Genomic DNA, 26844 nt, shown 5'->3' with positions numbered 1-26844 from the left:
ACAGTCCATAAACTCCCAGCTCATCGGCTCCTCTAGTAAGGCGGTTCGGCAGCAATGTTTATCATCGAGTTTTTTCGGGTCCGGAACTCGGATCAGGCCCACGCCACTCTAGGCCGGGTTGAGCATGACACCACCAGTTTGGAGGACACGAAAGTGAGGGCCCGGTCCCTCTTTGAGACCTTGGACCTGCCGCAAAAACCGGATGCCCTGCGAGTCGTCGATGAACGTGGTGACGAGGTGTTCGCGTGGAGCCCGGAGGGTCACAGGCCCTGAGCGTGCGGCTGCCGACGTCCGGGAATATTGTTCACGTCATCGGAGTCCAACAGGAGAATAGCGATGGGTAATGTCCATTACAGGATCGTGGAGCACGAGGGTGGATGGGCCTACAAAGTCGGCGACGTGTTCTCGGAATGCTACGCCACCCATGACCAAGCACGCGAGGCTGCGGAGCGAGCCGCCGCCGAGCAGATGCTGCCGGGCGCAGCCGAAGACATCGAATTCCAAGGCGAGGCAGGCGAGTGGCACGAAGAAATCTCTTCGGGAAAGGACCGACCAGAGACAGACGTCACCGGCTGAGGGACAACCCCTCGCAACGTGGCAGCTTGCACGCCAGGGATGTTCCTCCTCGCACAGACGACAGAAGGCCCCTCGGAGGACCTGCCAAGACAGCTACATGATGCCAGAGGCGAAGAATGGCCGCCTAGGAGTCCTCGCCGCCGAGCAGGGAGCCGCAGATGACGAAGGCGCGAAAGCTGTACAGCAGTCCAACCGGCGACCGCTGGTTCTTGATCCGCAATGCATTGGGAGAGATCTTCGTCCGGCATGAAGCCAATTCAGCCTCAGGCGGCAATGTCGATCATATCGAGATTGGAGCCTTCCTGAGTTCCGGGCGCGGTCCTGAGCACCAGGAGTTGCTCCGCCTGATTGGATCCTTGTTGGATGATGAGACGACGCATGTCTGACATGGCCGCATATGCCTAGAGGAAGAGAAAGCGTCAAACCTCACGCCGTGGAACAGATTCCTTCGACTGCTCTAGTTTTTGCACCGGTTGCCCACCGATACTCCCGACCACGCCTCAAACGTTCCATTCCCTCGGCATCCGACTGGGCCGGGCCCCACCTTTTACATGCTCACCAGAATTCCGGCTGCGCTTGCAAGAACCACGAACACATCACGGGCGTACTCAACGGCACCCGGATCCGGATGCTCGTGCGCCCCCGTGCCAGGGCCCGCAGTCGCGATCTATGGAACTGGAGTCGCGCATTCGAGCAGAAGCCGCTTATCGGCTCTCAATGAGGCGCTGCGCAATCCAGCCCTTGGCCATGTCCAGGTTGGAGAAGGTCGGATGGTTGATCCCATCGATCTGGCCAAAGCCTGCTTCCAAATACCACTGCCCGGGAGACACCTCGTTGTTGTCCGAGAGGCGGACCAGCACCGCCACCAGGCGCTCCTCATCGAGGACCAGCATCCCTTCTTCATCGAAGCCGGTCGCCACGCGTATAGGCTGAAAGGTGAAGCTCATGCGGCGGCCTGATGGTTCTCCAGGTGCAGGTAGGTCGGGTCGAACTCACCCACTTCCTTCAACTTCTCTCAGTCGGGAATGTTCACCCGCTCGCCCTTCGGCTCGATCAGGCTGTCGGCGCGCGGCTCGTTGAGAAACCGGTTGACGTGGACTGCGGTGACGCCGAGCGCATCTTTGAGACCCTGATGCCTGGATCTCGCGGATCAGGTCCACAAGCCCCGTCCCGGTCCTTCCTTCGATCTGGCGCAATCCCGCCTCCGAACCCGTCATTGACCCTGCCCAGCATCGGAGGCCAGGGCCTCAGCCTCTTTCAGATGCTCCTCGAGAACGGGAATTTGCCGGGAAGCGTAGTCGCGCAAATTACGATCGGTGCCACCGGCGACCTCGGCCCGGAAGTGCTCCAGGAAGTTTCGATGATCCTTGACCTCGTGACGGGCGAACTGCACGTCAAAGCGGCCGGCCGGCATCGCTTCGAAGCGCTGCTCGACCTGGAGATGGATCGCGTCCAAGGCCTCATCGCGCTTCTCGCCGAGGCTCCCGGCGATCTCTCGCAGGCGGAAATAGGCGGCGGCGTGATCTTGCTGGACGCGTCGCCCGAATTCGCGCAATGAACTGCTTCCGCCTCTTCGTTGGGCGATTTCCCCCATGTTCTGCTGTGCGCGTTCGATCTGCGAATCCCAGCGAATGAAATCGCGATCGGTTCCGTTCAGGACCGTCTCCGCGTGAGCAGATCCCGCCGCAACCGCAGCAAAGGCAAGACCTGCACGCAACGCCCGAGCAAGGAATCCGTAGCGGCTGTTCATGATGTCACTCCACTTGGCGACCTCGATCATGGTGGCGTCCTCTGCGCTGTTCATCGATAGCCCTTGTCAACGGCGACGGCGATATGGACGCTATCGCCAGACAGATGGCTGCTGCATGTCTTCGAGCATGACATTCCGGCCCGGCGGGACTTCGTTCCGGAACTTGAACATCGTCCGGGCCGGAAAGGACCGGCCCGCGTCCGGGAAGGAGCGGTGAAAAACCTCGCGGACCTGTGCTCGCACGATTTCCTCATCGACTCCGTAGTAGCTTTTGAGGATGCCCGCGACGTAACCGAAGAAGTGATGACCGATGAATTGGTCATAGACGAGGCTGTAATGCTGCTTGACGGCCTCGTCCGTATCGGCCGCCATGCCTCGTCCGAGGAACGGTATCTCGAGGCCTGCCCGATGCCTCGCGCCGGGGTCGACCCACACATCGAAGTCCCGATGGACCACTCTGCGCGGGACGAAGTCCCGATCAACCTCGAGAAGCGTGTTTTGCGCATGCGACTCCAGGAGGATACCCCGCTCGCGGGCGACCCTGGCCCAGCATTCGACGACGGGAGCGAATACCCGGTTGATAACGAATGGCACGGGTTCCGCAGCCAGCCGGTCGATCATCTGCACGAGCAGAGGCGGTGCATCGGGATGGTTCAGGTCGCCGGCGTACAAGGCGAAGCACGGAATGAGAAACCTGCCCGTGACGAAGGGACGGGGCCACGTCTCCCTTATCAGGAACCCCCACGATTGTTCGTCCGCACCGAACGCGATGCCGAGCGTGTCGGGCAGGTACGCGAACTTATCGAACCGCAGGTTCGCGAGATCGCGGGACACCGCGACGCTGTTGTGAATGTTCTTCAACCGAAGCTCCCGGTTGAACCGCGAGATTCGGACCGGGTAGTGAAGCTTGAGGAAATGACCGGGAACATTCTTCGGAGGCTCCAAGGCGAGCACGGTTCGGGTCGAGGCTGTCGGGGCGACCCGAATGGGCGTATCCCGCGGGAGCGCGCGGATGTCACCGAGGCCTTCGACGGTGTCATTCGCCCATGTTTCCGGGTGCACTGCAAACAGCACTCCTTCCGGCCTGATGAAATGGTGCAGAAGTGCGGGTGCCGGATCGGCCTGGAAAACCGAGACGCGATCCCGTGGGGCATTGAAGGTCACGAGGTCGAACCACGGCGTGTCGCTTTCGGGCCGATAGCGCGGTGCCGCCTCGGTCCGGCCTGCAAGCGGGCTGTAGGTCCTGGCGCCCTCGTCGACATATCTCTCCATGTAAAGGAGCGCTTGATCACCCTGGGTGACAGATGCGAGGTCCAAGCGATGTCTCCCCATCTCTCATGGGATATTTCTCGCGTCACGTCGTAGGACGGACGCGGGCCATGGCCGCCCCCCTCAGGAATCCGGCCGGTAGACCCAGATCGCCGCCGGCTCGTGAGCGCTCGCGCGCACGGCGAGGAACAGGCGATCCAGTTCGGGAACGAACAGCACTGTCCGCGCTCCGGACGCGGTAAGCAGATGGGCGGTCCGCCGGAAGCTGCCTTCATCCCGCTCGAAGATGTCGAGATAGCCTTCGCCACAGCTCACGTAGACTCGGTGCCGCTTTGCATCCACGAACACGTCGTCGGCATCCCCGCATGTCGTCGCGCTCGCGGCGGAAGCCCCATCCTGCATCGAATAGGCCGTCAGCAGGGCCGGATTGCGGAACACCACGAGGACCTGCCATGAAGCCTCGTCGAGGATCATCGGGAAATTCGCACTTGAGCGCCCGGTCCGCCACTTGGCGACCACCTTTCTGCTCTCGCGGTCGGCCACCTCGATCGCATGCGCATCGGGGACGTTGACGAAGATCCGGCTGCCGCCGCTCTCGAGCCTGAAGCTCTCGGGATTTCCATGCAATGCGATCTCGCCGACCTTTCGGTTTTCTTTGGCGTCGATGATGGCCAACGCTCCTGCGCCGTAGCCGACGATCACCCGATTGCCGGGACTGTCGATCCGGACGTTATCCGCGTCGTCGCCGAGTTCCAGACGCTTTGCCTCCTTGAGATCCTCTCCGTGGAACAGCCGCACCGATCCGTCGCCGGCGTTGGCGACGTAAAGGGTGTCGGTCGAAGCGTCATAACCGACACCCTGCGGCTCCTTGAGGCCTCGAATCCGACTCGCCACCTTCGAGGCGCCCAGGTCAATGATCCCGACGCTGTCGTTGCCGAGCTCCGCCACGAAGAGGCGCTGCCGGGCAAGGTCAACCGCCATATGGTCGATCCGCCCCTTAACGTCGCCGAGTGGGATCTTCGCCTCAAGTTGCAGGGGCATGGGCTCGGCCGCGTGTGCAGCCTGTGGCATGACCGCGGTCGAGACCACCGTCCCCATGAGGGTGCCGACGACGTGAAGGAAGATCCCTCTCACCGGTCCCACCTAATCCTTCGCGGTCTTCACCTGGTCGAGGGCGGCCCGCAGTCCCTTGGCGACTTTCGCGGTGTCGTCATTGGCCCAGAAGTGCATGAAGAACAGGCGCGGCTCGTCATTGAGCATGTGGTTGTGCACGGCCGTCACCTCGATCCCGTTCGATTGCAGGGCCTTGATGACCGGGTTCACCTCGTTCGCGGTGAGCACGAAGTCACCCGTGGTCGCCGCTTTGCCCGGTTCAGTTGGCTGGATGTTGATAGCGATGGCCGAACCCATGGATTCCGGCACCTCCATGCCGCTGTCCTTGACCGCCTCCGCCCGGCGCACGTTCACCTGATAGACGCCGCCATTCACTTTGCCCTTGTGCCCGAGCGTCTGGTCGAGAACGGCCGTATCGAGATCGACCTTCTGTGCGATGGACCCCGTTGTTGACGCCTGTTCGGCCGCTTGCGGCGAGATGCCGGCGGTCTCGGCCCCGAACGGCGTCTTGCTCGCGCCAAGCGCCTCCTTCAGGGTCGCGGTCAGCTTCGCGGGATCACCTTGGCCGTGCACGTGCATGTACATCGTGGCGGGCTCGGCACGCAGGAGATGGTTGTGGAGGGCCGTGATCTCCACGCCACCCTGCTCCAGGCGCATCAGGACCAGGTTGATCTCCTCCTGCGTGAGAACGAGGTCACCCATGACCATGACCTCGTTACCTATCGGCTTGAACGCAAGCCACGACCCGAGGGCCAGGGCGGGCTTGATCGCCACCCCATCGAGGGTGACGTTGAGGTCGGTCCGCGGCAGGCCCACACGGTACACGCCGCCGGGCATCTCGGTGCCCTGCTTCCCGAGACCGCTGGCGATCTCCTGCTGCCAGCCTTCTGCGCTTAAGGCAGGCGTGCCGACAAGTAGTCCAAGAACTGCAACGCTGGTCAGGATCCGCATCGTGCTCTCCCTGTGTCGCCCCCGTTTCTCCCGCCCATGGGCGGCCTGCGCCCGGACGGGCTCTCATAGTCGTGTTTCGTCTCCTCTCATGAGATCGCTCCCAGCAGGTAGAGAACGATGCCTGCGGCGGAGGTCGCCGCGAGGGTCGGCACCATGCCGACCTTGAACCGGAACATCGCGATCACCGCCACGACCGAGAGCAGGAACGCCCAAATGTTGACGCTCTGGAAGACGGGAGCATCGAACTGCACCGGCCCCCAGGCAACCGGGTGCACCTGGGTGATGATCGTATGGATGGCGAACCAGATCGCCAGGTTGAGGATCACCCCGACCACGGCAGCCGTGATGGCCGACAGGGCGCCGCTCAGGGCCTTGTTGTCGCGCAGCACCTCGATGAACGGCGCCCCCACGAAGATCCAGAGGAAGCACGGCGTGAACGTCACCCAGGTTGCCAGAAGCCCGCCGAGCGTGCCGGCCACCAGCGGCGGCAATATCCCGGGATCGCGGAAGGCCGCCGTGAAGCCCACGAACTGGAGCACCATGATCAGCGGGCCCGGTGTGGTCTCGGCCATGCCGAGGCCGTCGAGCATCTCGCCGGGCCTGAGCCAGCCGTAGTGCTCGACCGCCTGCTGGGCCACGTAGGCCAGCACCGCGTACGCGCCACCGAAGGTGACCATGGCCATCTTCGAGAAGAAGATTGCGATCTGGCCGAAGACGTCTCCCCGACCGAGGCCGAGCATGACGCGGTTCTTGAGCGACCGTCTGCCGATCCGCACCAGCGCCTCGAAGACGATGGCGAGGACGGCCGCCTTGAGGCCGAAGAACAGGGCCGAGACGATCCCGACCTTGCCGAACAGGGCATAGATCCAGCTCAGGGCCATGATGGCCACGATGCCGGGCAGGATGAACAGGCCGCCCGCAATTAGGCCCCCGCGGGTCCGGTGCATGAGCCAGCCGATATAGGTGGCGAGCTGCTGGGCCTCGGGGCCGGGCAGGAGCATGCAGTAGTTCAGTGCGTGCAGGAACCTGTGCTCGCCGATCCAGCGCTTCTCCTCGACCAGGATGCGGTGCATGACCGCGATCTGGCCCGCCGGTCCGCCGAAGCTCAGAAGGGCGACGCGGGTCCAGACCCCGAAGGCCTCCCGCAGGCTGACGCCATGCGAGGGCACCTCGCGCCGCGCACGGGGCGGCGCGACGATCGAAGCGTCATCCATGTCAGGCTCCCGACTTCCGAACGGGCCAGTTGTGGGTCTCATCGGTCGCATCGCGGCACCAGCGGTAGAACGCGTCGTAGAGAGCCATCCCGGCCTCAAGCTGCTCGAGGTCGTCGGCGTACATCCGCGACAGCCCGAGCGAGGCCGCCAGTAAGCCTGCCGCCTCGGGTGCAAGGTCCGGTCGCGCCGTGTCGGCACCGCGCACGATTGTGGCGAGCCGCAGCAGGGCTTCTGTCGCGAGCCCGAACTCCTCGACCATGGTATCGAAGGTGCATCTCTCGCCGCGATGGCTCCAGAACACGTCTGCGCCCTCGATGTCAAAGGGGGCCGCCCCGAAGCGCTGCGCGACGCCGGGAACCTCGGACGGGGTCACGAACAGGAAGACGGCCTGCGGATCGACGAAGCGGCGGATCAGCCACGGGCAGGCGATCCGGTCGACCTTCGGGCGCGCTCGCGTCACCCACACGGTGCGGCCCTGTGCATCGCGCGGCGGTAGCACCGCCTCCGGTACCATCGGCAGGCCGGCCTGTGCCCACGCCAGGGCACCGCCTTCCAGGGAATCGGCCGGGATGCCCTCGTGCCGGAGCCAGGCGGCGACGCCCTCACTGAGCTTCTGGCCCTTCTGGCAGATGACGATGGCCGATCGGCCGCTGAACTCATGGGCCCAGTCGGCGGCGGCCTGCCACGGGCGGCGGATCGCGCCGGGGATCAGGCGCGGGTCGGCGGCGAAGTCCTCCTCGGTTTGGATGTCGATGAGGGCCGGGCACCGGGGCGTGCCGATCAGGCGGGCGAGCTTGTCGGTGGAGATGGTGGTGATTGATGGCATGGCAATGCGTCCTTGCTGAAGGTGAGCCGGACGCGATGCTTGGGCTGTCGCCTCATGAGGGGATCGCTACCCCCATGAATTCAGTAGATGTCCGCAGATGGCATTTTGTCAACAACCTCGATCCGGCGCGACAGCGAGTAACCCGAGACGCAAGCACCTCTTGATTCCGACCATCGTTCTCGTTGTTCGACAACCAGAAGGCCGAGAGTCCGGAATGGGTCAATCTGAGCCGCAACCGTGGACGTGTGAATGTCAGCTTACGCCATGATCCCGGAAATACGGCTAAGGTTGGTCCAGTGCCAATTTGAGAGATTCCGGCATCGCAGGGTAAGCATTGTGCGCAGATCAACCCCGGCGGCGACTCGCCTCTTCCTTTCAGAACGATGTGACCACCATGGCGACGGCGGCCAGCGCCATCACAGCCGTTGCTGCCCAGCCGAGCCCTTTGAGCCAGCCGTTCACGGTGAACGCGCCCATCACCTCGTGCCTGGCCGACAGGAGCATCATGATCGCCATCAACGGGACCGCCACGATGCCGTTGATGACTGCGCTCCAGTACAGGGCCGAGATCGGGTTCACGGGCGTGAAGTTCAGGATCACGCCCAGCACCGTGGCGACGACGACCATGGCATAGAACGCTTTGGCCTCCATCGGCTGTCGCGCCAGTCCGACCGGCCACTTGCGCGCTTCGCCGATGGCATAGGCGGCGGACCCCGCCAGAACCGGAACCGCCATCAGCCCGGTGCCGATCACGCCGAGCGCAAAGATGGTCTCGGCCGCGGCTCCCGCGATCGGCCGCAGCGCCTCCGCCGCCTGGGCCGAGGTCTCGACGTTCGTGACCCCATGGGCATGCAGGGTCGCCGCCGCGGTGATCATGATCGCCAGCGCGATCAGGTTGGAAACCGCCATGCCAGCGAGGGTATCGAGTTGGATGCGCCCGAGGGCCCACTCCCCCTGCTCGGGTGCCCTGACGAGCGGCTTGCGCCTGGAGACCTCGCGCACGTCTTCCGCCTCCTGGCTCGATTGCCAGAAGAACAGGTAGGGGCTGATCGTGGTGCCGAACACGGCCACGATGGTCGTGAGAGAATCTTTGCTCCAAGGGTTCGCCGGGACGATCAGACGGGTCAGCGCCTCGCCCCAGGACACCTTCACCATGAACAGCGTCGCCACATAGCTGAGCAGGACCAGGGCCAGCCACTTCAGGACTGCCACATAACGTGTGTACTGGAGGAACACCTGGAGGCCCGCCGACACCGCCGCGAACAGGAGCACGTACAGGAATACCGGACCGCCGAACACGAGTCGCGTCGCGTCGGCCATGGCACCGAGATCCGCGCCGATGTTGATGATGTTGGCGATCAGCAGCAGCAGCACGATGCTTTGCAGCAGCCAGTTCGGGTAGTACTGGCGCAGGTTCCCGGCGAGGCCCCGGCCGGTCGTGCGGCCGATGCGCCCGCTGATGATCTGGACGGCGCTCATCAGCGGGAAGGTGAGCAGCAGCGTCCAGTTCAAGCCATAGCCGAACTGGGCTCCGGCCTGGCTGTAGGTGGCGATGCCGCTCGGATCGTCGTCGGACGCGCCGGTGATCAGCCCCGGCCCGAGAACCTGGAGAAGACGCGGCTTGCTCGGGCCAACGACGGGGCTTGGAGCGACTTGGTCCGAGGACCGATCCACTTTGTCCTGCATGCCACGCCTACGCTCACGCTGTCGGGGAGAAACGCCCAACAAGCTTGATCGTTGCACGACACCTGCATTTGACGACGGATCTGCCAAATGCGAAGCGCGGATTGGCCCAGCTCTCAGTAATGGTCCAAAGCAGTGCAGACGACCAACGACGGAAGGTCAGCAGCAGGGTCAGCACTGCCGATCTTATGTATGCCACTGACGTCGGCTTACTCCGGACGAGCAGACCTCAGCCCGGGCTCGACAGCTATCTCGCAATGGCGAGTTGCTGGGGCGGTCCAAGCTTCGTCATGGTGGCAAGTAGACGCCCAGCCCTCGCGCACTTCGAACGGAGGGCGTCCACTCAGGAGATGATCATGGAAATCGACAGCCTCAACCATGTGGCGCTCCCGTGCACGGACTTGGAGCGCTCCCGTCAATTTTATCAGGAAGTCTTCGGTCTCGTGGAAATCCCCCGCCCCGCCCCGCCCTGCCCTGCCGATTGCCGGAGCCTGGTTCCGGGTCGGCGATCGCCAAGAACTGCATTTGGTTGTTGGTGATCGGCAGGCAACGTTCCGAGGCACGAAAGGGATGGATACCAATGACATCCCCTTCGCCGTTCGGGTGAACGACTACGGGGAGGCTCTGGAAGCGCTCAGGGCCAAAGGGTACCACGAGGACGCGAGCCCTGGCGATCCCATGGGCATCAGGACCTCGGTGCGTGTTGGATACCCGCAGATCTACATTCTTGATCCTGACCGCAACATCATTGAGATCAATGCCCCGAGCGCCGACTAACAGTCCCTCCACCGCTATGCATTTGCGAGGTTTGAACTGTCATGATGCTTCTCTGCATGCTCAATCATGCAGGGCAGCTTGGGATAACGGGAGGTACGGCAAGCGAAGTGAAGGTCCGCTCACGCCGGGAATTCGGAAATATGGCTAAGGTCGGCCCGGTGCCATTCGCGGTCGTTCAGGAGGATTGCATGTAGGCCTTTCTGGCATTTGCCGTTGCGACAGAAATTGTAGACAGAAAGGCTTATCGGCGCGCCTTAACCCCACTGATCCGGACTCCTGGACTTTACTCCAGTCCCCGTCGAGCCAGGGCTCCTAGATTGCAGCGCTGGAACCACGAGTGCATCCGCCTCACCATACCGCCTCCGTGGGATCTCGATGAGCCGTGTGATCCGTTCGAGTGACCCTAAAAAACTCAGGAGGCTTGGCGTTGTGTCGGTAGGGTGGACGGGCTTGACGACGCAAAATCCCGTTCCTAACTTGATGAGCGCCAAGGCTCAGACGAGCTTGGCACACGGGCGCCGGCGGTGTCCGGCGCTCTCGGATCCATGTTGCTCTAAGAGGATGTGGCTATGAGAACTTTCGACTTCTCCCCCCTGTACCGCTCGACGGTCGGATTCGACCGCCTGTTTGACATGCTCGATCAGACCACCCGGGTCGAGCCCATGACCAACTGGCCGCCTTACAATATCGAGAAAGTGGGCGACGACCAGTACCGGATTACCATGGCGGTGGCCGGTTTCTCCCCGGATGAGATCGAACTCACCCAGCACGGCTCCGCCCTCCGGGTGACGGGACACAAGGGTTCCGAGGAGGACAGGCAATATCTGCATCGCGGCATCGCCACCCGCGCCTTCAAGCAGACGTTCAACCTCGCTGACCACGTCAAGGTGACGGGCGCGAGCCTGGAGAACGGGCTGCTCACGGTCGACCTGGTGCGCGAGGTGCCGGAGGCCTTGAAGCCACGCCGGATCGAGATCGCCACGAACAATCAGCCTGTGATGGCGCAGGATAACGCGAAGCAGATCGAGCACGGACCACAGGAGACCAGGGCCGCGTAAGCGAGCTGGCAGCAAGAAGTAACCTCGGGCGCCTCCTGCCCGAGGCTGGACTGTTGGCAGAACTCAGGAGGAATCGATGCAACAAACCTTCAGAGACGACATCGCGAGCGAACTCACGGTTCCCCGTCACAGACCCAGCCGCGGGTTCACGCATCCGCACCAGGTGCTCGGGCATGCACTCCTGTCGAGAGGCCAGAAGCGGGCCTTGCTTGCCGAATGGGCGTCGGACGCCTGTTCGGTCGAGGGCCGACCTGGATGGCGGCAGATCCCTGGTTCCGGCGCCGCTGTCGTGATCGACGACATCCTCGATGCCCTCAGGGCGCTGGACCAGAGCCACAGTTGACGGAGCGTGGGATGAGAACCGAATTCTCTGTCCCTCCCGCCCCAGGCGCCATCACCCGGTTGCCTTGGCTCCGCGCCAACGCTCGTCGACGCGAAGTCCGTGCCCCGCCCGACCTGGATCGCGCCCTGGTGACCCCCGCGTCCGTGTTCGCGTCACCCGCCGATGTGGTACGTCATCCCCGTCTCACCCTCGATGGCAAGCGTGAGATCCTGTGGCGCTGGGCCTGGGACGAGTACCTCCTCGACCTGGCTCTCGCCGATGGCATGCCCGAAGGCGAGCCGCCGCGTCTGCCGGAGGTGAAAGCGGCCTTGCGCCTGCTGAACATCGAATGGAGCCCGGATCCGGCCGCGCCAGCGATGCCAATCCCGCAGGTCGAGCAGCACGAGCTTTGCCTGGCAGCCTGAGCTCAAGGCTGCGTGTTAGAGCGCCCAAGCAAGCACCGTGCTCGACGTACGCTCCTCCGAGGATCGCCGGCTCGGTCACTCGCGCTATGTTTGGAACTCGGACGTTACATTCAGAAGCGCCCGATCGGGGCCGCCGCTGATTGGCGCTCGGAACAAACTTCTCTATTTCTGAGTTCTCGGACTGCCCAGGTTCACCCTTGCGACCGGGGCAGGAATCGATGTGTATACACCAGAGCACCCATGCCGGAGCCTACACCACCTTCCAAGCGCACCAGCTCCCGCCGCACGCCCGCGGGAGACCTAGTGAATGCTATCGAGCGCCTGGCGAGCGCGGGCGAGATCGAAGATGTGGTCGAGGTGGTCCGATCGACGGCGCGCCGATTGATTGGATCGGATGGCGTTGCGGTTATCCTGCGAGAGGGCGACGCCTGCCACTATGTGGAGGAAGACGCGGTCGGCCCGCTCTGGAAAGGCCGCAACTTTCCGCTTGCCTCGTGTATCAGCGGCTGGGCCATGCTCCATCGCCAGACGGTTGTGATCGCCGACATTCGCCGTGACGAGCGGATCCCGCAGGACCTCTACCGTGAAACCTTCGTGCGCAGCCTCGTGATGGCGCCTGTGCGGTCTGAGGACCCGATCGGCGCGATCGGCGCTTACTGGGGCCAGGTCTATGAGCCAACACCTGACGAGGTCGAGACCCTGGAAACCCTCACCCGGGCGACCGCGACCGCGATGGAGAATGTGCGCCTGGTGAAGGCACTGTCGCGAGCCCTGGAGGAGGCGGAGTTCGCGCGTGACGAGCTTCGGCACCGGGTGAAGAACGCCTATACCGCCACCGAGGCACTCGCGAGGTTGACCTTGCCGCCGGAACATGCGCGAGCGCTCTCTGCGCGGATCGCCGCTCTGGCTCGCGCACATGATCTGCTGGATCGGAAACTGGCGCACCAGGACCAGATCACGTTGGGCGAGCTCGTAGAGGCCGAACTCGAACCCTATAAGGTGGACGCCCCCGGACGGTTCACCGTAGTGGGCCCGGTGGTCACACTAGCGGGCCCGCAGGCGCTGGCTCTCGGCCTTGCTCTCAACGAACTCGCGACGAACGCGCTCAAATACGGCGCGCTCTCTGTCCCGACGGGCCGGTTAGAGGTGAGCTGGAGACGGGATGCTCAGCATCTGGTGCTGGAGTGGAGCGAAGCCGATGGACCGATGGTGAGAGGCGCCGCGCTCGAGAGCTTCGGCTCCCGATTGCTGAGGCGGTTGGTGGAGGGTCAGCTCGGCGGTTCATTGCGTCGGCACATGGAGAGTTCCGGCGTGACTTGTGTCATCGAATTTGCTGCACCACTTATGATCGGCTCCGACCGAGTCGACACGTAGCGGCCACAGTCGACCAACGGGACGGGAAAAGCAGCCGTGGCATAGCGCAATCAGCGGCTCCACGGCACCCGAACAACGGGGCATTCCGTCCACAACGGGCTGGACTTCGGCGACAGTCTGCGCCCCAAGGTGGCGCTCGTATTGCAACGGCCAGTCTCATCCTGGAGGACTGGCCAGCCGGTGCGTCGCTGATGATCATTGCACGCAAAAGGGTCCACATGCCTTCAATCGCAGGACAGAACCGTGGTCTGGGAAGGTCTCCTTCGGGTCAAACTGAGCCACTGGACATGACTGTCTGAAGGTCCGCTTGCCGCAGGAAAGCGGTTCCTCGATCTACTTCCGCCCCGTGCCAGCTTCGGACCTTCGACTATGCCATAGCGTTCAATGCTGTGCCCATACCGGCACTGGGACCGATCTCAATGGGCCGCAAGCGTCGGGTGTCCTCCTGCGCTCCAGTTATCTACTCGCCCCGCTTCACCCGAACCCACTCCCGTTTGAGGATCGCTTGTGAGAGCTGGATGATGTCGCGACTGATGACATCGATGCACTCCTCGATGTCCCCGCCGGGCGAGGATGACCGAAGCTGGTCGACCGCCTCGCTCATCAGCGCCTTGAGCTGCTGATGATCCTTCTCCAGCGGGTTCAACATGAGCTCGGTCTTGGACACGGTCCGCAGCAGGCTCTCCACCCGTCTGAACAGCTCGGGATCCCGGGCGATGACGGTGCCGATCGGCTCCTCCACGGTGTGGCGCACGGCTGCCGTGGTGAGAAGCTGCGAATTGAGGTTCGCCACAAGGTCGCACATCGTCTCGATCCACCTCTGGCGATTGACCGACAGCACGTTCGCCTTGAACTCGATTTTCGCGTTCCTCGTGTTGACGAACGCGCCAGCAATCGAGGCGATCATCGCATTGCTGGCAAAGACCAGGGTGATCCACTGTGGGTTGATGTCCATGTTCGTTGTCCTCGGGTGTGGGCTTTCGTAGTTCCTTCAGCCTGGATGTCGGGCGTCGGCTGGCTGGGCAACCGGACCGGGAACGAAGGGCCGCGGTCCGTGATGTCAGCCCGTTGGCTCATCGTGCCCTATGCCGCCTCCGCCAGCGGTTCTTTCCGGGACAGGAAGGGCGCCTTGATGCGGAACCAGGCCACGTACAGCGCCGGCAGGAACAGGAGGGTCAGCAGCGTGCCCACGATGATCCCACCCATCATCGCGTAGGCCATCGGGCCCCAGAACACCTCACGCGAGATCGGGATCAGCGCCAGGCTCGCCGCCGCTGCCGTCAGCAGGATCGGCCGTGTCCGGTGCATGGTCGCCTCGATCACCGCCTCCCATGGAGCCCAGCCCTCACGCCGCAGGTCCTCGATCTGCACGATCAGGATCACCGAGTTGCGGATGAGGATCCCGACCAGCGCCAGCACGCCCAGGATCGCCACGAAGCCCAGAGGAGCTCCGCTGGGCAGCATCGCCGCCACCACGCCGATCAGCCCAAGCGGCGCGACCGCCACCACCAGGAACAGTCGCGAGAAGCTCTGGAGCTGAACCATCAGGATCGTCGCCATGATGAACAGCATGAGCGGTACCACCGCTGCGATGGGCCCCTGGGATTTGGCGCTCTCCTCCACGGGACCGCCCACCGCCAGCCAGTAGCCGGCCGGGAGCGTGCGGACGAATTCCTGCACCTTGGGCTCGAGCTGCCGGACAACCGTGGCCGGCTGGGTCGCATCGGCGATGCTGCCCCGGACCGTGATCGTCGGCAGCCGGTTGCGGCGCCAGATAACGGGTTGTTCGAGCTCGTAATGGAAGGTCGCGACGGCCGCCAGCGGCACGGACTGGCCGTTCCGGCCTGGCAGTTGCAGGTTCTGGAGCGTCTCGATCGACTGCCGCTCCGCGGAGCGCGCCCGATCCACCACGTCGACCAGATAGATCGAATCACGCACCTGAGTGATGCTGGTGCCACCCACGATGCCGTTGAGCGCGCCGGCGATGTCCTGCGAGGTGACGCCGAGCTGGCGGGCCTTGTCCTGGAGCACGTCCACCTTCACCACGCGGGCGGGCTCGTTCCAGTTGAAGCCGACGTCGGTAACCAGGGGATGCTCGCCGACGACCGCCGCGAGCTGCTGGGCCAAGCCCCTCACCTTCTGGACATCGGGTCCACTGATCCGGTACTGCACGGGGCGTCCGGCCGGCGGCCCCAACGCCAACAGGTCCACGTACACATCCAGACCGGCAAAATCCTGTCGGGCCAAGGCCTTGATTTTGGTCCGGACACGCTCCCGGGCCTCGATGCTTTTGGTTACGATGACGATCTGGCCGTAATTGGCGTTCGTCGGCTGTGGGTCAAAGGAGAGGATGAACCGCACAGCGCCCTGGCCGACATAGGATGACCAGTGATCGATGTCGGGGTCGCCCGCGAGCTTGGCTTCGAAGCGGTCCATCTGCGCCTTCGTCTCGGCGATCGAGGCGTTCTGCGGCAGGGTGAAGTCGACGAGGAGCTCGGTGCGGTCCGAGGACGGAAAGAATTGCTGTTCCACGAGCCGCAGGCCGTAGAGCGAAGCGCCGAACAGCACGACCGCCACCGCGATGGTCATCCAGCGCCAGCGCATGGCGCCGTCGAGAACGTGCGAGAACATCATTCCAAGGCGGCTTGGCTCGCCGTGATGCTTCATCATCGTTTTCGGAAGCAGCGTCACACCGAGCAGGGGCGCAAACAGCACCGCGACGATCCACGACAACAACAGCGAGACCGCGATCACCACGAACAGTGTGAAGGTGTACTCGCCCGCATTGCTGCTGTTGAGACCGACCGGGATGAAGCTCGCAACGGTGACGAGCGTTCCGGTGAGCATCGGGAACGCGGTGGAGGTGTAGACGGCGGTGGCGGCCTTGCGCAAGGTGTCGCCGGCCTCCAGCCGCGCCACCATCATTTCGACCGCGATCATGGCATCGTCGACCAGAAGGCCGAGCGCGATGATGAGGGCGCCGAGCGAGATGCGCTGCAACGAGATGCCGAGATACTGCATGACCATGAAGGTCATGGCGAGCACGAGCGGGATCGACAGCGCAACCACGAGCCCGGCCCGCAGCCCCAGGCTCACGAAGCTGACCACCAGCACGATCGCCACGGCCTCGAACAGGGCCTTGGTGAAGCCGCCGACCGCCTCCTCGACCACGACGGGCTGATCGGCCACGAGGTGCACGCCGACGCCGATGGGCAGCTCACCGACGATCCTGTCCATCTGCTCCTCCAGCGCCTTGCCGAATTGCAGCAGGTTCGCACCGGTCTTCATGCCGATCGCGAGTCCGATCGCGGGCTGGCCGTTGAACCGGAACAGCGCCTGCGGCGGGTCGACGGTGCCGCGGCTGATGGTGGCGATGTCGCTGAGGCGGAAGAAGCGGTCGTTGATGCGCAGGTTGAGGTTGCGCAGGCTCTCCTCCGAGGTGAACTGTCCCGTCACCCGGACGTTGATGCGCTCGGGGCCGGCCTGGATGACGCCGGAGGGCGTGATCGCGTTCTGGGCCTGGAGCGTGCGGACGACGTCCTGCTGGCTGATGCCGAGGGCGGCGATCTCGCGCGTCGAGAACTCCAGGAAGATCACTTCGTCCTGGGCCCCGATCAGGTTGACCTTGCCGACGTTGGGGACTGTCAGCACCTTGGCCCGCACGTCCTCGACGTAGTCGCGCAATTGCCGCTGCGTCAGGCCATCAGCGGTGAACGCGTAGATGTTGCCGTACACGTCGCCGAAGTCGTCGTTGAAGAAGGGTCCGACGACGCCCTGGGGAAGGTCCCGCCTGATGTCGCTGACCATGTTGCGGACCCGCACCCAGATGTCCGGCACGTCACGGCTTTTGACGGTGTCCTTCAGGTTCACGTAGATCACGGTCTGGCCCGGCGTGGTCTGGCTGCGGGTGTAGTCGAGCGCGTCGAGCTCCTCGAGCTTCTTCTCGATCCGGTCGGTGACCTGGCGGGCAGTGTCCTCGACCGTGGCGCCGGGCCACTGGGCGGCGATCACCATCGTCTTGATGGTGAATGACGGATCCTCCTCGCGCCCGAGGGTCACGTACGCGAGGATGCCGGCGATGGCCGACACGATCATGAAGTACCAGACGAGGGAGCGGTGCTCGAGCGCCCAGTCGGACAGGTTGAAACGGCGGTTCATGGCAAGGCCTCGTCGGCGATCGTGACTGGCTGGTTGGGGGTCAGGTTGTTCGCACCGGCGGTGACCACGCGCATGCCGGGCGTGAGCCCGTCCAGGATGCGAATGGTGGATCCGCCCCGTGCGGCGACCGTCACCTCTCGGGTCGATACCGTTCGGGTGGCCGGGTCGACGGCCCAGACCATCGTCCTACCGTCCCGCTCCAGCAGGGCCGAGGACGGCAGGTCGATACCCGGCGAAGCCTGCGTCGTGGCGGTGGCCGTGACCGTCGTTCCGAGCCGGAAACTCTCCGGCGGACTGTCGAGGGTGATCCGCATCCGCCGCGTGCGGGTGGCGGGATCCGCCTGCGGGGCGATCTCCCGCACGGTTCCGGCCGCCCGCACCGAGGGATCCAATTGCAGGGCGATCTCGAAGCGGGCTCCGGGTGGGAGCCCCTGCCCGATGCTCTCGGGCAGGTCGACCACCGCGTCGCGCACGTCCGGACGCGCCACGGTGACGACCGTCTGTCCCGGTTGGATCACCTCGCCGAGTTCCGCCTCGGTGGCCGTGATCACGCCGTCGAAGTCGGCCCGGAGTTCGGTGTAGCCGAGTTGCTCCACGGCCTTGTCGAGGTCTGCCCTAGCGCGGGTGACACCCGCCTCCGCGGTTTCGCGGGCCTGCCGGGCGGCGTCGAACTGGGCCTGGTTGGCGATCTTCTGCTCGAGCAGTGTACGCTGGCGGGTCTCGGTGGCGGCGGCATTCTCGAGGCGGGCGGTCGCGCTGGCGAGGTCAGACTGCGCCGAGCGCACCGCAAGCTGGAAGGCGACGGGATCGAGCGTCGCCAGCCGCTGGTCCTTCCTGACGACGTCGCCGACATTGACGTCACGGCTGACGATGCGGCCGAGCACCCGGAAGCCGTGGTCGGATTTATAGCGGGGCTCGACGGTTCCAGCGAAGCTCGCGGTCCGCCCAGTCTGCGGGGTGACAACGACGGATAGGACGGGTCGGGGCGTCGGCGCCTCGGCGTGCTTCTGGTCCTGGCAGGCAGCGAGGAGGCCGACCGCGCTCACGGCAATGGAGGGGATCAGGATCGATCTCATAGGGCGGCTCCTTCGGCGAACGCAACCACCTGCCGGGGCCGCAGGAACTGCGCCCCACCGGTCACGACGACGTCGCCGGGCTCGAGGCCTTGCCGCACGATGACCCTTCCGGTCTCGTAGCCTTCGATGGCGATTGATTTCAGCGACACGGCCCTGGTCCGAGGGTCGACGGTCCACACGGCCGGGTGCCCGTTCTCGCTGGAAAGGGCGCTGGACGGCACCGTCACGAGCCTTCGGGGCTGGAAATGCCCCTCCCCGGCGACGGCGGCGCCGAGCGTCATGGCTGGCGGTGGATTCTCGATGCCGACCTTGACCCTCACGGTGCCGCTGGACGGGTCCACGGTCGGGGAGATCTGGCGCACGCTGCCCGTCGCGCTGACGGTCGGATCCGACACCAGCGTCAGCGCGACGGCGGGCTCGGCAGGTTCGTGGGTGAAGATCGACTCGTAGACCTGGAACACCGCGTCGCGCGGCCCGTCCTGGGCGATCGAGAAAACGGTCTGGGCCGATTGCACGACCTGCCCCGTCTCAGCCTTGCGGGCCGTAATGACGCCGGCGGCGCCCGCCCGCAGGACCGTGTCGGAAAGGTGGTCGCGGGCGGTGCCGAGCTGGGCCTTCGCATTGTCGAGCGCGGCCTGGGCCGTACGATAGGCTTCTTGGGCCTGGTCATGCTCTCGCTTGGTCGTGTAGCCCCGGGCGAGCAGCGCCTCCTGGCGCTCGTATGTCGAGGTCGCCTGGCGGAGCGTGGCTTCGGCAGCCTGAATGGCGGCCTCGGCGGCGGTCAGCGTTGCCTGTTGCTGCTGCGGGTCGAGTCGGGCCAGCACCTGGCCGGCGGTCACGTGATCGCCGACATTGACCAGGCGCTCGCTGATGCGACCAGCCACCCGAAGGGACAGATCGCTCTCGACCTGAGCGCGGACCTCGCCCGTCAGTCGAACGGTCGGCGCATAGTCAACCAGGGTGACAGTTTCGACCCGCACCATGGTCGGAAGGCTCGCTGGCTGGCCCGTCTGTTGTTGGCACGAGGCGAGACCCAGGGTGATCACCGCCACTGAAGCTGCCGAGGCATAGCGGCAGGTGTCGGCACGGAAGCAGGAAATCATCGATCCACTCGGCTGTTTGCACGGCTGGTTGCGGAATCGCGGGCGATGAGGTGGCAGGCCCCCCTCAAATCCCACATGGCTCCCGTGACGCGACCGGTTGCTGCCGGCAGATTGGGCCACAGAAGCGAGGCTGTTAGGCGTTACGACGCCAACCTCGATCACATCGGGACCTTCTTCGGACCGGCTTCCGAAGGAGACGCAAGCACACAGGAACTGATCGAATGCCGGTTGCATTAGAGCCTTCCATCCGAACGGCCGAATCGTCGGCGGTCGCTGAGGCTGGGAGCGGGCGTATCGTGGCGCCCTATCTCATATTGAACATTTAGGTCATTTCGACTATATGGTCAATACGAAACTTGAGAAATCGTGGAGTGAGGCTTCCGTATGGCGAAGATTGACGCGGCCCGCAGGGCAGAGATCGGTCGGGAGAAGCGGGCCAGGACCCGGGCGCAGATCCTGGAGGCGGCCTCGATTCTTCTCGCGGAGCGGCCGCCCGAGGCGCTCACGGTAGATGCCATCGTCGCGGCGGCGGGCGTCGCGAAGGGGACGTTCTACTATCACTTCCAGAGCATTGAGGAGCTGGCCGCCGCGGTAGGCGCGAAGCTCGGGGAGAGCTTTGACGATCTGTTGACCGCCGCCAGGCTTGAGCTGCCCGATCCCATCGCGCGCCTGTCCTTTGCCTTCACGCAATTCCTGGAGCAGGCGATCTCGGACCCTGTCTGGGCTCGGCTCGTGGTCCAGAGCGCGCAGGCTTCCACGGAATTCGCTCGCGGCATTCGCACCCATCTCAAGGCCGATCTCACTGAGGCGATTGACCAGGGCCGGCTGAGTGTGCGGGACGTGGAGCTGGCTGCCGACATTGTCATGGGTATTTGGCTTCAGGTCGTGCGTGGCAGTCTGGAGCGACGGGCGGCAGCGGACTTGGTGGGCCAAGCTCTCCATGCCGTGCTCCGAGCCCTCGGCGCGTCCCAGCCTATGAGGGAAGCTGTGTCCGACAGGGTTGGTCAGACAAGCCAGGGAACGACTTGATCACGCCCCTTGACGAGGGGATGTACCCCAGCCGGTATTTGGGCTCGGCCAGTCACTCTGCCGTCCAGCCGCCGTCCATCGAGAGGTTGGCGCCGCTCATCTGGCTCACCGCTTCGGAGCACAGGAAGACAGCGAGCGACGCGACCTGCCCGACGGTCACGAACTGCTTCGTCAGCTACGCCTCCACCATGATTTCGCTGATCACCTGCTCCTTGGTCATGCCGTGGGCCTCATAGTGTCGGAGACCTGCCTTTTCACCAGAGGCGTCCAGACATAGTCGGGGCTGATGTAGTTGACCGTGAAATCGTTGTTGCCAACTCCAGCGCCACCGTCTTGGTTAGGCCTGTGATGCCGTGATGCCAATTCGCCACGCGACGCTTCGCTTTGGCGATAGGGGGACCATGTGCCCCTTACGATGGACGAAGCCCCACTTTGTCGGGAAGTATAGCGGCGATCATCTCGACCATACCCGGCTAGCAAGGTCTGCGCAGGGTCAAAATTTCACGTTCCGGCCGCTTCACGAACGTCGGCACTTGAGTGTCGAAGCGGACCAAACGCTTACGTCTCAGGAGTGCCAAGAGGCGACGCTTGACCTTCGAATCCTGACTGGCAGCAGCCATTCAAGCGCTACAACCGAGGTCCGTCAGAGGCCCTCTCCGGAAGGGTGCTCCGCGACAAGGATAAATCACTGGCCGGGAGCAATGCGCGCCCTCATAATTGGCAGGATGCGGCAGCAACCCGATGAGGGCCCCCATGATCGCTCCGCCCCCTGCCGTGACCCGCCGCGCGGTCCTCGCCTTTGTTGCGACAGCCGCCATAGCGCCCGTGGCCGGACAGGAGCCTCCCCTGGTCGCATGGCTGTCCATCTACTCCCTCAACCAGGTTGACCGGTATCTGCAAGCCTTCCGCTCCGGACTTGCTGTGCAGGGCTTCACCGATGGGCGCAATGTTCGGCTCCTCGCCCGCTCGGCCGACGGCGACCGGGGCGAGCGTTTCGCCAAGGTCGTGGCCGAGATCGTCGCGATGAGACCCGCCGTGATCGCCACCCAGGGCGGTGCCATTTACGGGGTCCGCGACATCACCGCTATTCCGGTGGTGTACGGCTTCAGCGGGGACCCCGTTATCGCGGGGCTGACAAGTGACCTTGCGCGCCCGGGACGCAACCTCACCGGCATCACCTTCATGGCGGCCGAGCTGAATGCCAAGCGTCTGGAACTCCTAAGCGAGGCGGCCCCCAATGTCAGACGGGCGGTGCTCCTGGGCGATCCGATGCACCCCGGATACGAACTGGAGGTTCGCACCTCCGAGCGGACCGCCCATGCCTTGGGCATGCAGTTGGAGTGGCTGCCGACCCGGAGCGTGGCGGAGGTCCGCCAGACCCTCGTTTCGCTCGACGCCGCCCCGCCGGACGCCCTGGTGTTCCTTCCTGACAGCGTCATGCTGGAGAGCCGGAAGGACGTTGTCGAATTCGCGCTCCGGCACCGGATTCCTGCACTTTCGGGCTGGACCGAGTTTGCACAGGCCGGCGGACTTCTCTCGTACGGACCCAACCTCGCCGAGAGCGTCCGCCGCGTCGCCTACCTGACGGCGCGGATCCTCCAGGGTGCCAAGCCCTCGGATCTGCCGATCGAGCGGCCGGAGACCTTCGAGTTGGCTGTCAACCTAAAGACTGCAAGAGACATCCAGCTCGACATTCCGACGACCCTGCTGGCCCGTGCGGACGAGGTCATCGAATGACAATGGCGCCGCTTGCCTCAGCAGCTCTCTTCACCGTGGGAACGTCTTTTAAGGATCGCCTCTCGGAGAACCTGCGACCCTCGTCCCGCGGGATCGGCTGAGGCCCGGTGCCATGATCAGGCGGCGTCTCCGGCTTCGTGGCCTCTTCCAGAAATACTTTCTCGTGTTGTTCCTGGCCGTGGTCATTCCGCTCGCCGCCAACGGCCTCAGCGAAGCCTGGTTTGGCTACCGCGACCAGCGTGCGCGACTGGACCAACTGCTCGGGGTCGAGGCTAGGTCGGCCGCCTCCAAGATCCAGGGCTTTCTCGACGGCATTACCAATCACCTTGGCTGGCTGGTCCAGCTTCCCTGGACCGAGGAGCCGGACGAGCGGCGAAGGGTCGATGCCCTGCGCCTGCTGCGCCAGGTGCCCGCCATCGTCAGCCTGACCCTGGTCGACGGGACCGGACGCGAGCGGTTGTACGTGTCGCGGATCGGCCTCAACCGGATTGAGAGCCGCACCGACCGTTCGGGTGACCCGGCCGTGACCGGAGCCCACTCCGCTCGGATTTGGTATGGTGAAGTCAGCTACTATAGGGGTTCCGAGCCCTATCTGACCGTTGCGATCTCCGGCAACCGTCCCTCGGTCGGCATTGTCGTCGCCGAGGTCAACCTGAAGCTGATCTGGGACGTAATCTCCGCGATCAAGGTCGGCGAGACAGGCTTGGCCTTCGTGCTGGATGGGCCGGGCCGGCTTGTCGCCCATCCCGACATCAGTCTCGTACTGCGAGGAGCCGACGATGAGACGCTGGGCCCCTTCCGGGCGATCCGACAGACCGTCGTGCGTGCCGGCGCAGGTTTCGCCACGAGCCGGGATGCCCACGGCCAAGCCGTTGCGGCTACTGCTGCTCCCGTAGCTGGCTCCGACTGGACCGTCGTGGTCGAGCAGCCTGTCTCAGAGGCGTTTGGGCCGATCTATGGGGCGCTCAGGCGGACAGGCGGCCTTCTTCTCGCCGGAGCCGTTCTCGCCGGTCTGCTCGCCTATACCCTGGCGCGCCGGATGACCGAGCCGATCCGTCTGCTTGAGGAGGGAACCGAGTGCATCGGTCTCGGACAGTTCGAGCATCGCATCGACATCAGAACAGGTGACGAGCTTCAGCGGCTGGCTGACAGCTTCAATACCATGGCGGCCGAGCTCGCCGTCTCACAGGAACGTCAGGAACGTATCGCCAAGCTCAAGCGCTTCCTGGCACCGCAAGTGGCCGAACTCGTCGACCGCAAGGGTGATGACGGCGTGCTCGAGGGCCGCCGCGCCGAGGTGGTGGCGGTGTTCTGCGACCTGAGAGGTTTCACCACCTTCTCGGCACGAGCGGAGCCTGAAGAGGTCATGAGCGTGCTTTCCGAGTACTACGAGGCGCTCGGCCGGATCATCACCAAGTACGCAGCAACCCTCACCAGCTTCTCGGGAGATGGCCTGATGGTGCTTGTCAATGCGCCGGTTCCGGTCGCGGAGCCGGCGCTCCGGGCTGCGGACCTTGCCGTGGAGATGCAGAGGAGCGTGCAGGGCCTCATCATGGGCTGGCGGGAGCGCGGCCACCGGATCGGGTTCGGAGTAGGGCTTGCTATGGGTCCAGCCACAGTCGGACGGATCGGATACGAGAGCCGGCTCGACTACACAGCTATCGGCAGTGTCGTGAACCTCGCCGCTCGCCTGTGTGCATCGGCGGCGAACCGGGAAATTCTAACCGACGAGAACACTGCCGAGGCCGTGAGGGGCAAACGCGCCCTGATCCCGCTCGGGTCGCGCGCCCTCAAAGGATACGAGAGGGAGGTGCCCGTGTTCGGCATCTCCGTGGAAGAGCACCCCTCGGCCGCGTAGCCTTGGCCTTCGGCAGAGGTCAGCCGAGCCCTATTCGATGACCTCATCCGCACGTGCGAGCAGGGTTTCAGGGATTGTCAGGCTAAGGCCCCGGGCGGCCTTCACGTTGATGGTCAGTTTCAACCGGGTCGGCTGCTCGACCGGGAGATCCTCGACCCTAGCGCCCTTGAGGATCCTGTCGACATAGGACACAGCCCGACGGAAGAACTCGGGAAAGTCCTGCCCGTAGGACATCAGGGCGCCATGTGGGAGCATCTCGGCGACATTGACAAGGATCGGGAGCTTGGACGTGAGGGCCAGATGCCCAATCCGTGCCCGCTCATTGAACAGCATTGGCCCCGGACCGAGGATCGCGGCGTCGACCCCATCCTCTCGGAACCTCGCGAAGGCCTGGGCAATGTCGTCCGGGATTGCTGCTTCCTGAACCACGGTTGAAACGCCAAGAGCCGCCGCTGCCTTTTGGGACGCCGTCAGGAAGCTCTGAGCTGCGGGTTCTATCAGGTCAGCAAGCAGCCCGACCCTAGTCAGCGGACCGATTGCCTCCTTCAGGAATTCCAGACGTTTCCCGCTCAGGTCGATTACGATCAGCGACAGCCCCGTGAGGTTGCCCCGAGGCCGTGCAAGATTATCGACGAGGCCTGTGCCGATAGGGTCCGGCACGACCACGAAGACGGTCGGGATCGTGTTCGTTGCGCGCTTTACCTCCCGTGCGGAGCGCGCCGTGACGGCAATGATGGCATCAAGCTTCTGGCCAGCGAGTTCCTTCGCGAACCTCTCAAAGAGAGCGGGAGTCTCGGCCGGGAAGCGATGCAGAAGTTCGATGTTCCGCCCCTCCACGTACCCCAGGTCGCGGAACGCCTTCTGCATCACACTCAGATAGACCTCTTCTTCCTGAGCGCTTCCGGCGTGCCACAGAACGCCGACAGTGGGCGTACGCATCTGAGCGTTGGCCGTGAGCGGCCAAGTGGCCGCGCCGCCCATGACGGCGATGAAATCCCGACGGTTCATCAGGTTACCTTTCTCGCACGAGAGGCCCCCTGAGAGGGAGTATACATTGGAGAATATGCGGGAGGCAGCCCTTCGCGCGCGAGGAAAATCACCCACGAGTTCCCGATATCCCTTTATAGACCCGGCCTCGCCACATCACCTAGGCTGGTGTAAGCTGGCTCTTTGAGCCACTTGGCCCCATGGGATGATCGATGAGGCGGCGGGAGTTCATCGCCCTGCTTGGCGCTGCGACCGCGTGGCCGCTTCTCGCGCACGGGCAGAACACGCCCGCCGCTGTTATCGGCTTCGTTCATAGCGGCTCGCCCGAACCCGCAGCAGATGCCGTGGCTGCGTTCCGCGGCGGCCTCGCGGCGCTGGGTTACATCGAGGGCTTGAACTTGGCCATCGAGTACCGCTGGGCGCATGACGACTATGACAGGTTGCCGGCCCTCTTGGCGGACGTGGCGAACCGTCCGGTTGCCCTGATTGCGGCAGCCGGCGGGCCCGTCACAGCCCTGGCGGCTAAGTCCGTGACAACGACCCTGCCGATCCTCTTCTCTGGCGTTACAGACCCTGTGGGAAGTGGCCTTGTCGCAAGCCTTAACCATCCAGGGGGCAACATCACGGGAACAGCGGGGCTGACAACCGAGCTTGATCCCAAGCGCCTCGAGTTTCTGCGCGAGCTTGTGCCGAACGTCTCTCGGATCGGTGCGCTGATCAATCCGAACCGGCCCGATGTCAACGTCCAGCTCAAGGGGCTGATGGCTGCGGCACACGGTTTGGGAATGGAACCCGTAGTCCTTCGTGCGGGTAACAAGCGCGAGTTGGAGGACCTGCCTCAGGTGCTCCGCGAGCATCAACTGCAAGCGGTCCTGGTCACGGCGGACCCATTCTTCGTTAACCAGCGCAAGCTGCTTGTCTCCCTTATGGCGCAATCCTCCATGCCGGCCATGTATCAGTGGCGCGAGCTGGTACTGGACGGCGGGCTCATCAGCTACGGTGCAAGCCGTTCCCAGGCCTACTATGAGGCAGGGGTTTACGCGGGCCGCATCCTGAAGGGGGAGAAACCGGCGGCCTTGCCAGTGTTGCAGCCGACCAAGTTCGAATTGACCATCAACCTGAAAACGGCCCGGACACTTGGCCTTGACGTCCCATCCTCCCTTCTCGCCCGTGCCGACGAGGTGATCGAGTAGGATCTCACGCGGGAGCGCGATCAGATTTAGAATGCGACATGTGCAATCGAACATCGGAATATCTGCGCAGGGTCAAAATTTCACGTTCCGGCCGCTTCACGAACGTCGGCACTTGAGGGTCGAAGCGGACCAAACGCTTACGTCTCAGGCGTGCCAGAAGCGGGCGCTCCAATATTCGAGAGAGCCGCCCGATATGAATAGCTGTGAAGCAGAAGCAGGACTTAGCTTCTGATGTCAGTCTGCAATACAATCGCGCATGGGTGGCGAACGTCTTCCTGGGGGCGGACACATTGTGCCCACCTCCAATTCTCCCATCTCGGGCATCCTTGATGCACGACCGAGCCGCACGATGCCGTGCAGACGAT

General features: G+C 64.1%; 25 protein-coding genes and 1 pseudogene. 12 read left to right on the top strand and 14 right to left on the bottom strand.

Features of this window, described 5'->3' with window-relative positions:
* The first annotated feature begins 336 nt into the window (after positions 1–336).
* A complete protein-coding gene (locus RE429_RS24555; RefSeq protein ID WP_414474381.1) occupies positions 337–576 on the top strand; it encodes a hypothetical protein in 240 nt (79 codons plus the stop codon).
* Positions 577–734: 158 nt separating this feature from the next.
* The gene (locus RE429_RS24550; RefSeq protein WP_414474380.1) at positions 735–962 is read left to right on the top strand and encodes a hypothetical protein; all 228 of its coding nucleotides are present in this window, start codon (positions 735–737) and stop codon (positions 960–962) included.
* 318 nt (positions 963–1280) lie between these two features.
* Here the strand turns inward: RE429_RS24550 and RE429_RS24545 are convergent, their stop codons facing one another.
* The 8 genes from RE429_RS24545 to RE429_RS24510 form a co-directional block, all read right to left on the bottom strand.
* On the bottom strand, positions 1281–1523 hold the full coding sequence (locus RE429_RS24545; protein WP_414474379.1) for a hypothetical protein: 243 nt from the start codon (positions 1521–1523) through the stop codon (positions 1281–1283).
* A gap of 266 nt (positions 1524–1789) precedes the next feature.
* Positions 1790–2356: a DUF4142 domain-containing protein gene (locus tag RE429_RS24540; protein ID WP_414474378.1), complete on the bottom strand. Its 567-nt coding sequence runs from the start codon at positions 2354–2356 to the stop codon at positions 1790–1792.
* 60 nt (positions 2357–2416) lie between these two features.
* On the bottom strand, positions 2417–3643 hold the full coding sequence (locus RE429_RS24535; RefSeq protein ID WP_414474377.1) for an IucA/IucC family C-terminal-domain containing protein: 1227 nt from the start codon (positions 3641–3643) through the stop codon (positions 2417–2419).
* A gap of 75 nt (positions 3644–3718) precedes the next feature.
* Positions 3719–4729 carry a YncE family protein gene (locus tag RE429_RS24530; protein WP_414474376.1) on the bottom strand — a complete coding sequence of 337 codons (1011 nt, stop codon included), beginning with the start codon at positions 4727–4729 and terminating at the stop codon, positions 3719–3721.
* 9 nt (positions 4730–4738) lie between these two features.
* Entirely contained in the window at positions 4739–5659 is a 921-nt protein-coding gene (locus RE429_RS24525) for a DUF1259 domain-containing protein (RefSeq protein WP_414474375.1), read from the bottom strand.
* Between the two features lie 86 nt (positions 5660–5745).
* Positions 5746–6873 carry a chromate transporter gene (locus RE429_RS24520; protein ID WP_414474374.1) on the bottom strand — a complete coding sequence of 376 codons (1128 nt, stop codon included), beginning with the start codon at positions 6871–6873 and terminating at the stop codon, positions 5746–5748.
* 1 nt (position 6874) lies between these two features.
* The gene (locus tag RE429_RS24515) at positions 6875–7699 is read right to left on the bottom strand and encodes a chromate resistance protein ChrB domain-containing protein (RefSeq protein ID WP_414474373.1); all 825 of its coding nucleotides are present in this window, start codon (positions 7697–7699) and stop codon (positions 6875–6877) included.
* A gap of 375 nt (positions 7700–8074) precedes the next feature.
* Entirely contained in the window at positions 8075–9385 is a 1311-nt protein-coding gene (locus RE429_RS24510; protein WP_414474372.1) for an NRAMP family divalent metal transporter, read from the bottom strand.
* A 119-nt stretch (positions 9386–9504) separates the two neighbouring features.
* Here RE429_RS24510 and RE429_RS24505 point away from each other — a divergent pair, with 119 nt between their 5' ends.
* The 6 genes from RE429_RS24505 to RE429_RS24480 all read left to right on the top strand — a co-directional run bounded on the left by RE429_RS24505 (position 9505) and on the right by RE429_RS24480 (position 13338).
* The gene (locus RE429_RS24505) at positions 9505–9921 is read left to right on the top strand and encodes a VOC family protein (RefSeq protein WP_414475907.1); all 417 of its coding nucleotides are present in this window, start codon (positions 9505–9507) and stop codon (positions 9919–9921) included.
* 31 nt (positions 9922–9952) lie between these two features.
* Entirely contained in the window at positions 9953–10159 is a 207-nt protein-coding gene (locus RE429_RS24500; RefSeq protein ID WP_414474371.1) for a VOC family protein, read from the top strand.
* Positions 10160–10728: 569 nt separating this feature from the next.
* A complete protein-coding gene (locus RE429_RS24495) occupies positions 10729–11217 on the top strand; it encodes an Hsp20 family protein (protein ID WP_414474370.1) in 489 nt (162 codons plus the stop codon).
* A gap of 76 nt (positions 11218–11293) precedes the next feature.
* Positions 11294–11560: a hypothetical protein gene (locus tag RE429_RS24490; RefSeq protein WP_414474369.1), complete on the top strand. Its 267-nt coding sequence runs from the start codon at positions 11294–11296 to the stop codon at positions 11558–11560.
* 11 nt (positions 11561–11571) lie between these two features.
* Positions 11572–11964 carry a hypothetical protein gene (locus RE429_RS24485; protein ID WP_414474368.1) on the top strand — a complete coding sequence of 131 codons (393 nt, stop codon included), beginning with the start codon at positions 11572–11574 and terminating at the stop codon, positions 11962–11964.
* A gap of 303 nt (positions 11965–12267) precedes the next feature.
* Entirely contained in the window at positions 12268–13338 is a 1071-nt protein-coding gene (locus tag RE429_RS24480; protein ID WP_414474367.1) for a sensor histidine kinase, read from the top strand.
* Between the two features lie 460 nt (positions 13339–13798).
* On the opposite strand, the gene RE429_RS24475 is transcribed toward RE429_RS24480, so the two are convergent.
* The 4 genes from RE429_RS24475 to RE429_RS24460 form a co-directional block, all read right to left on the bottom strand.
* Positions 13799–14293, bottom strand: coding sequence for a hypothetical protein (locus tag RE429_RS24475; RefSeq protein ID WP_414474366.1), 495 nt, complete (start codon positions 14291–14293; stop codon positions 13799–13801).
* A gap of 128 nt (positions 14294–14421) precedes the next feature.
* On the bottom strand, positions 14422–17496 hold the full coding sequence (locus RE429_RS24470) for an efflux RND transporter permease subunit (protein WP_414474365.1): 3075 nt from the start codon (positions 17494–17496) through the stop codon (positions 14422–14424).
* A complete protein-coding gene (locus RE429_RS24465; protein ID WP_414474364.1) occupies positions 17493–18572 on the bottom strand; it encodes an efflux RND transporter periplasmic adaptor subunit in 1080 nt (359 codons plus the stop codon). Before RE429_RS24465 ends, RE429_RS24470 begins: the two co-directional genes overlap by 4 nt.
* Positions 18569–19675, bottom strand: coding sequence for an efflux RND transporter periplasmic adaptor subunit (locus RE429_RS24460; RefSeq protein ID WP_414474363.1), 1107 nt, complete (start codon positions 19673–19675; stop codon positions 18569–18571). Before RE429_RS24460 ends, RE429_RS24465 begins: the two co-directional genes overlap by 4 nt.
* Before the next feature lie 384 nt (positions 19676–20059).
* Between RE429_RS24460 and RE429_RS24455 the strand changes: the two genes are divergently transcribed.
* Positions 20060–20704 (top strand): TetR/AcrR family transcriptional regulator, encoded by a 645-nt coding sequence (locus tag RE429_RS24455; protein ID WP_414474362.1) that lies wholly within the window; start codon positions 20060–20062, stop codon positions 20702–20704.
* Between the two features lie 52 nt (positions 20705–20756).
* On the opposite strand, the pseudogene RE429_RS24450 reads toward RE429_RS24455, so the two are convergent.
* Positions 20757–21060 (bottom strand): annotated as a pseudogene (locus tag RE429_RS24450) (SDR family oxidoreductase); the annotation flags it as partial.
* A gap of 397 nt (positions 21061–21457) precedes the next feature.
* Between RE429_RS24450 and RE429_RS24445 the strand changes: the two are divergent.
* Positions 21458–22441 carry an ABC transporter substrate-binding protein gene (locus RE429_RS24445; RefSeq protein ID WP_414474361.1) on the top strand — a complete coding sequence of 328 codons (984 nt, stop codon included), beginning with the start codon at positions 21458–21460 and terminating at the stop codon, positions 22439–22441.
* Between the two features lie 112 nt (positions 22442–22553).
* Positions 22554–24299 (top strand): adenylate/guanylate cyclase domain-containing protein, encoded by a 1746-nt coding sequence (locus RE429_RS24440; protein ID WP_414474360.1) that lies wholly within the window; start codon positions 22554–22556, stop codon positions 24297–24299.
* A 30-nt stretch (positions 24300–24329) separates the two neighbouring features.
* Here the strand turns inward: RE429_RS24440 and RE429_RS24435 are convergent, their stop codons facing one another.
* The gene (locus RE429_RS24435) at positions 24330–25307 is read right to left on the bottom strand and encodes an ABC transporter substrate-binding protein (RefSeq protein WP_414474359.1); all 978 of its coding nucleotides are present in this window, start codon (positions 25305–25307) and stop codon (positions 24330–24332) included.
* A gap of 191 nt (positions 25308–25498) precedes the next feature.
* Here RE429_RS24435 and RE429_RS24430 point away from each other — a divergent pair, with 191 nt between their 5' ends.
* Positions 25499–26479, top strand: coding sequence for an ABC transporter substrate-binding protein (locus tag RE429_RS24430; protein ID WP_414474358.1), 981 nt, complete (start codon positions 25499–25501; stop codon positions 26477–26479).
* Positions 26480–26844 lie beyond the last annotated feature (365 nt).

The organism is Microvirga sp. M2, from assembly GCF_047497095.1.
In the GTDB taxonomy this organism is placed as follows: domain Bacteria; phylum Pseudomonadota; class Alphaproteobacteria; order Rhizobiales; family Beijerinckiaceae; genus Microvirga.
Note: the sequence above shows the minus strand (reverse complement) of the source record. Positions and strands in the feature narration are given on the sequence as shown.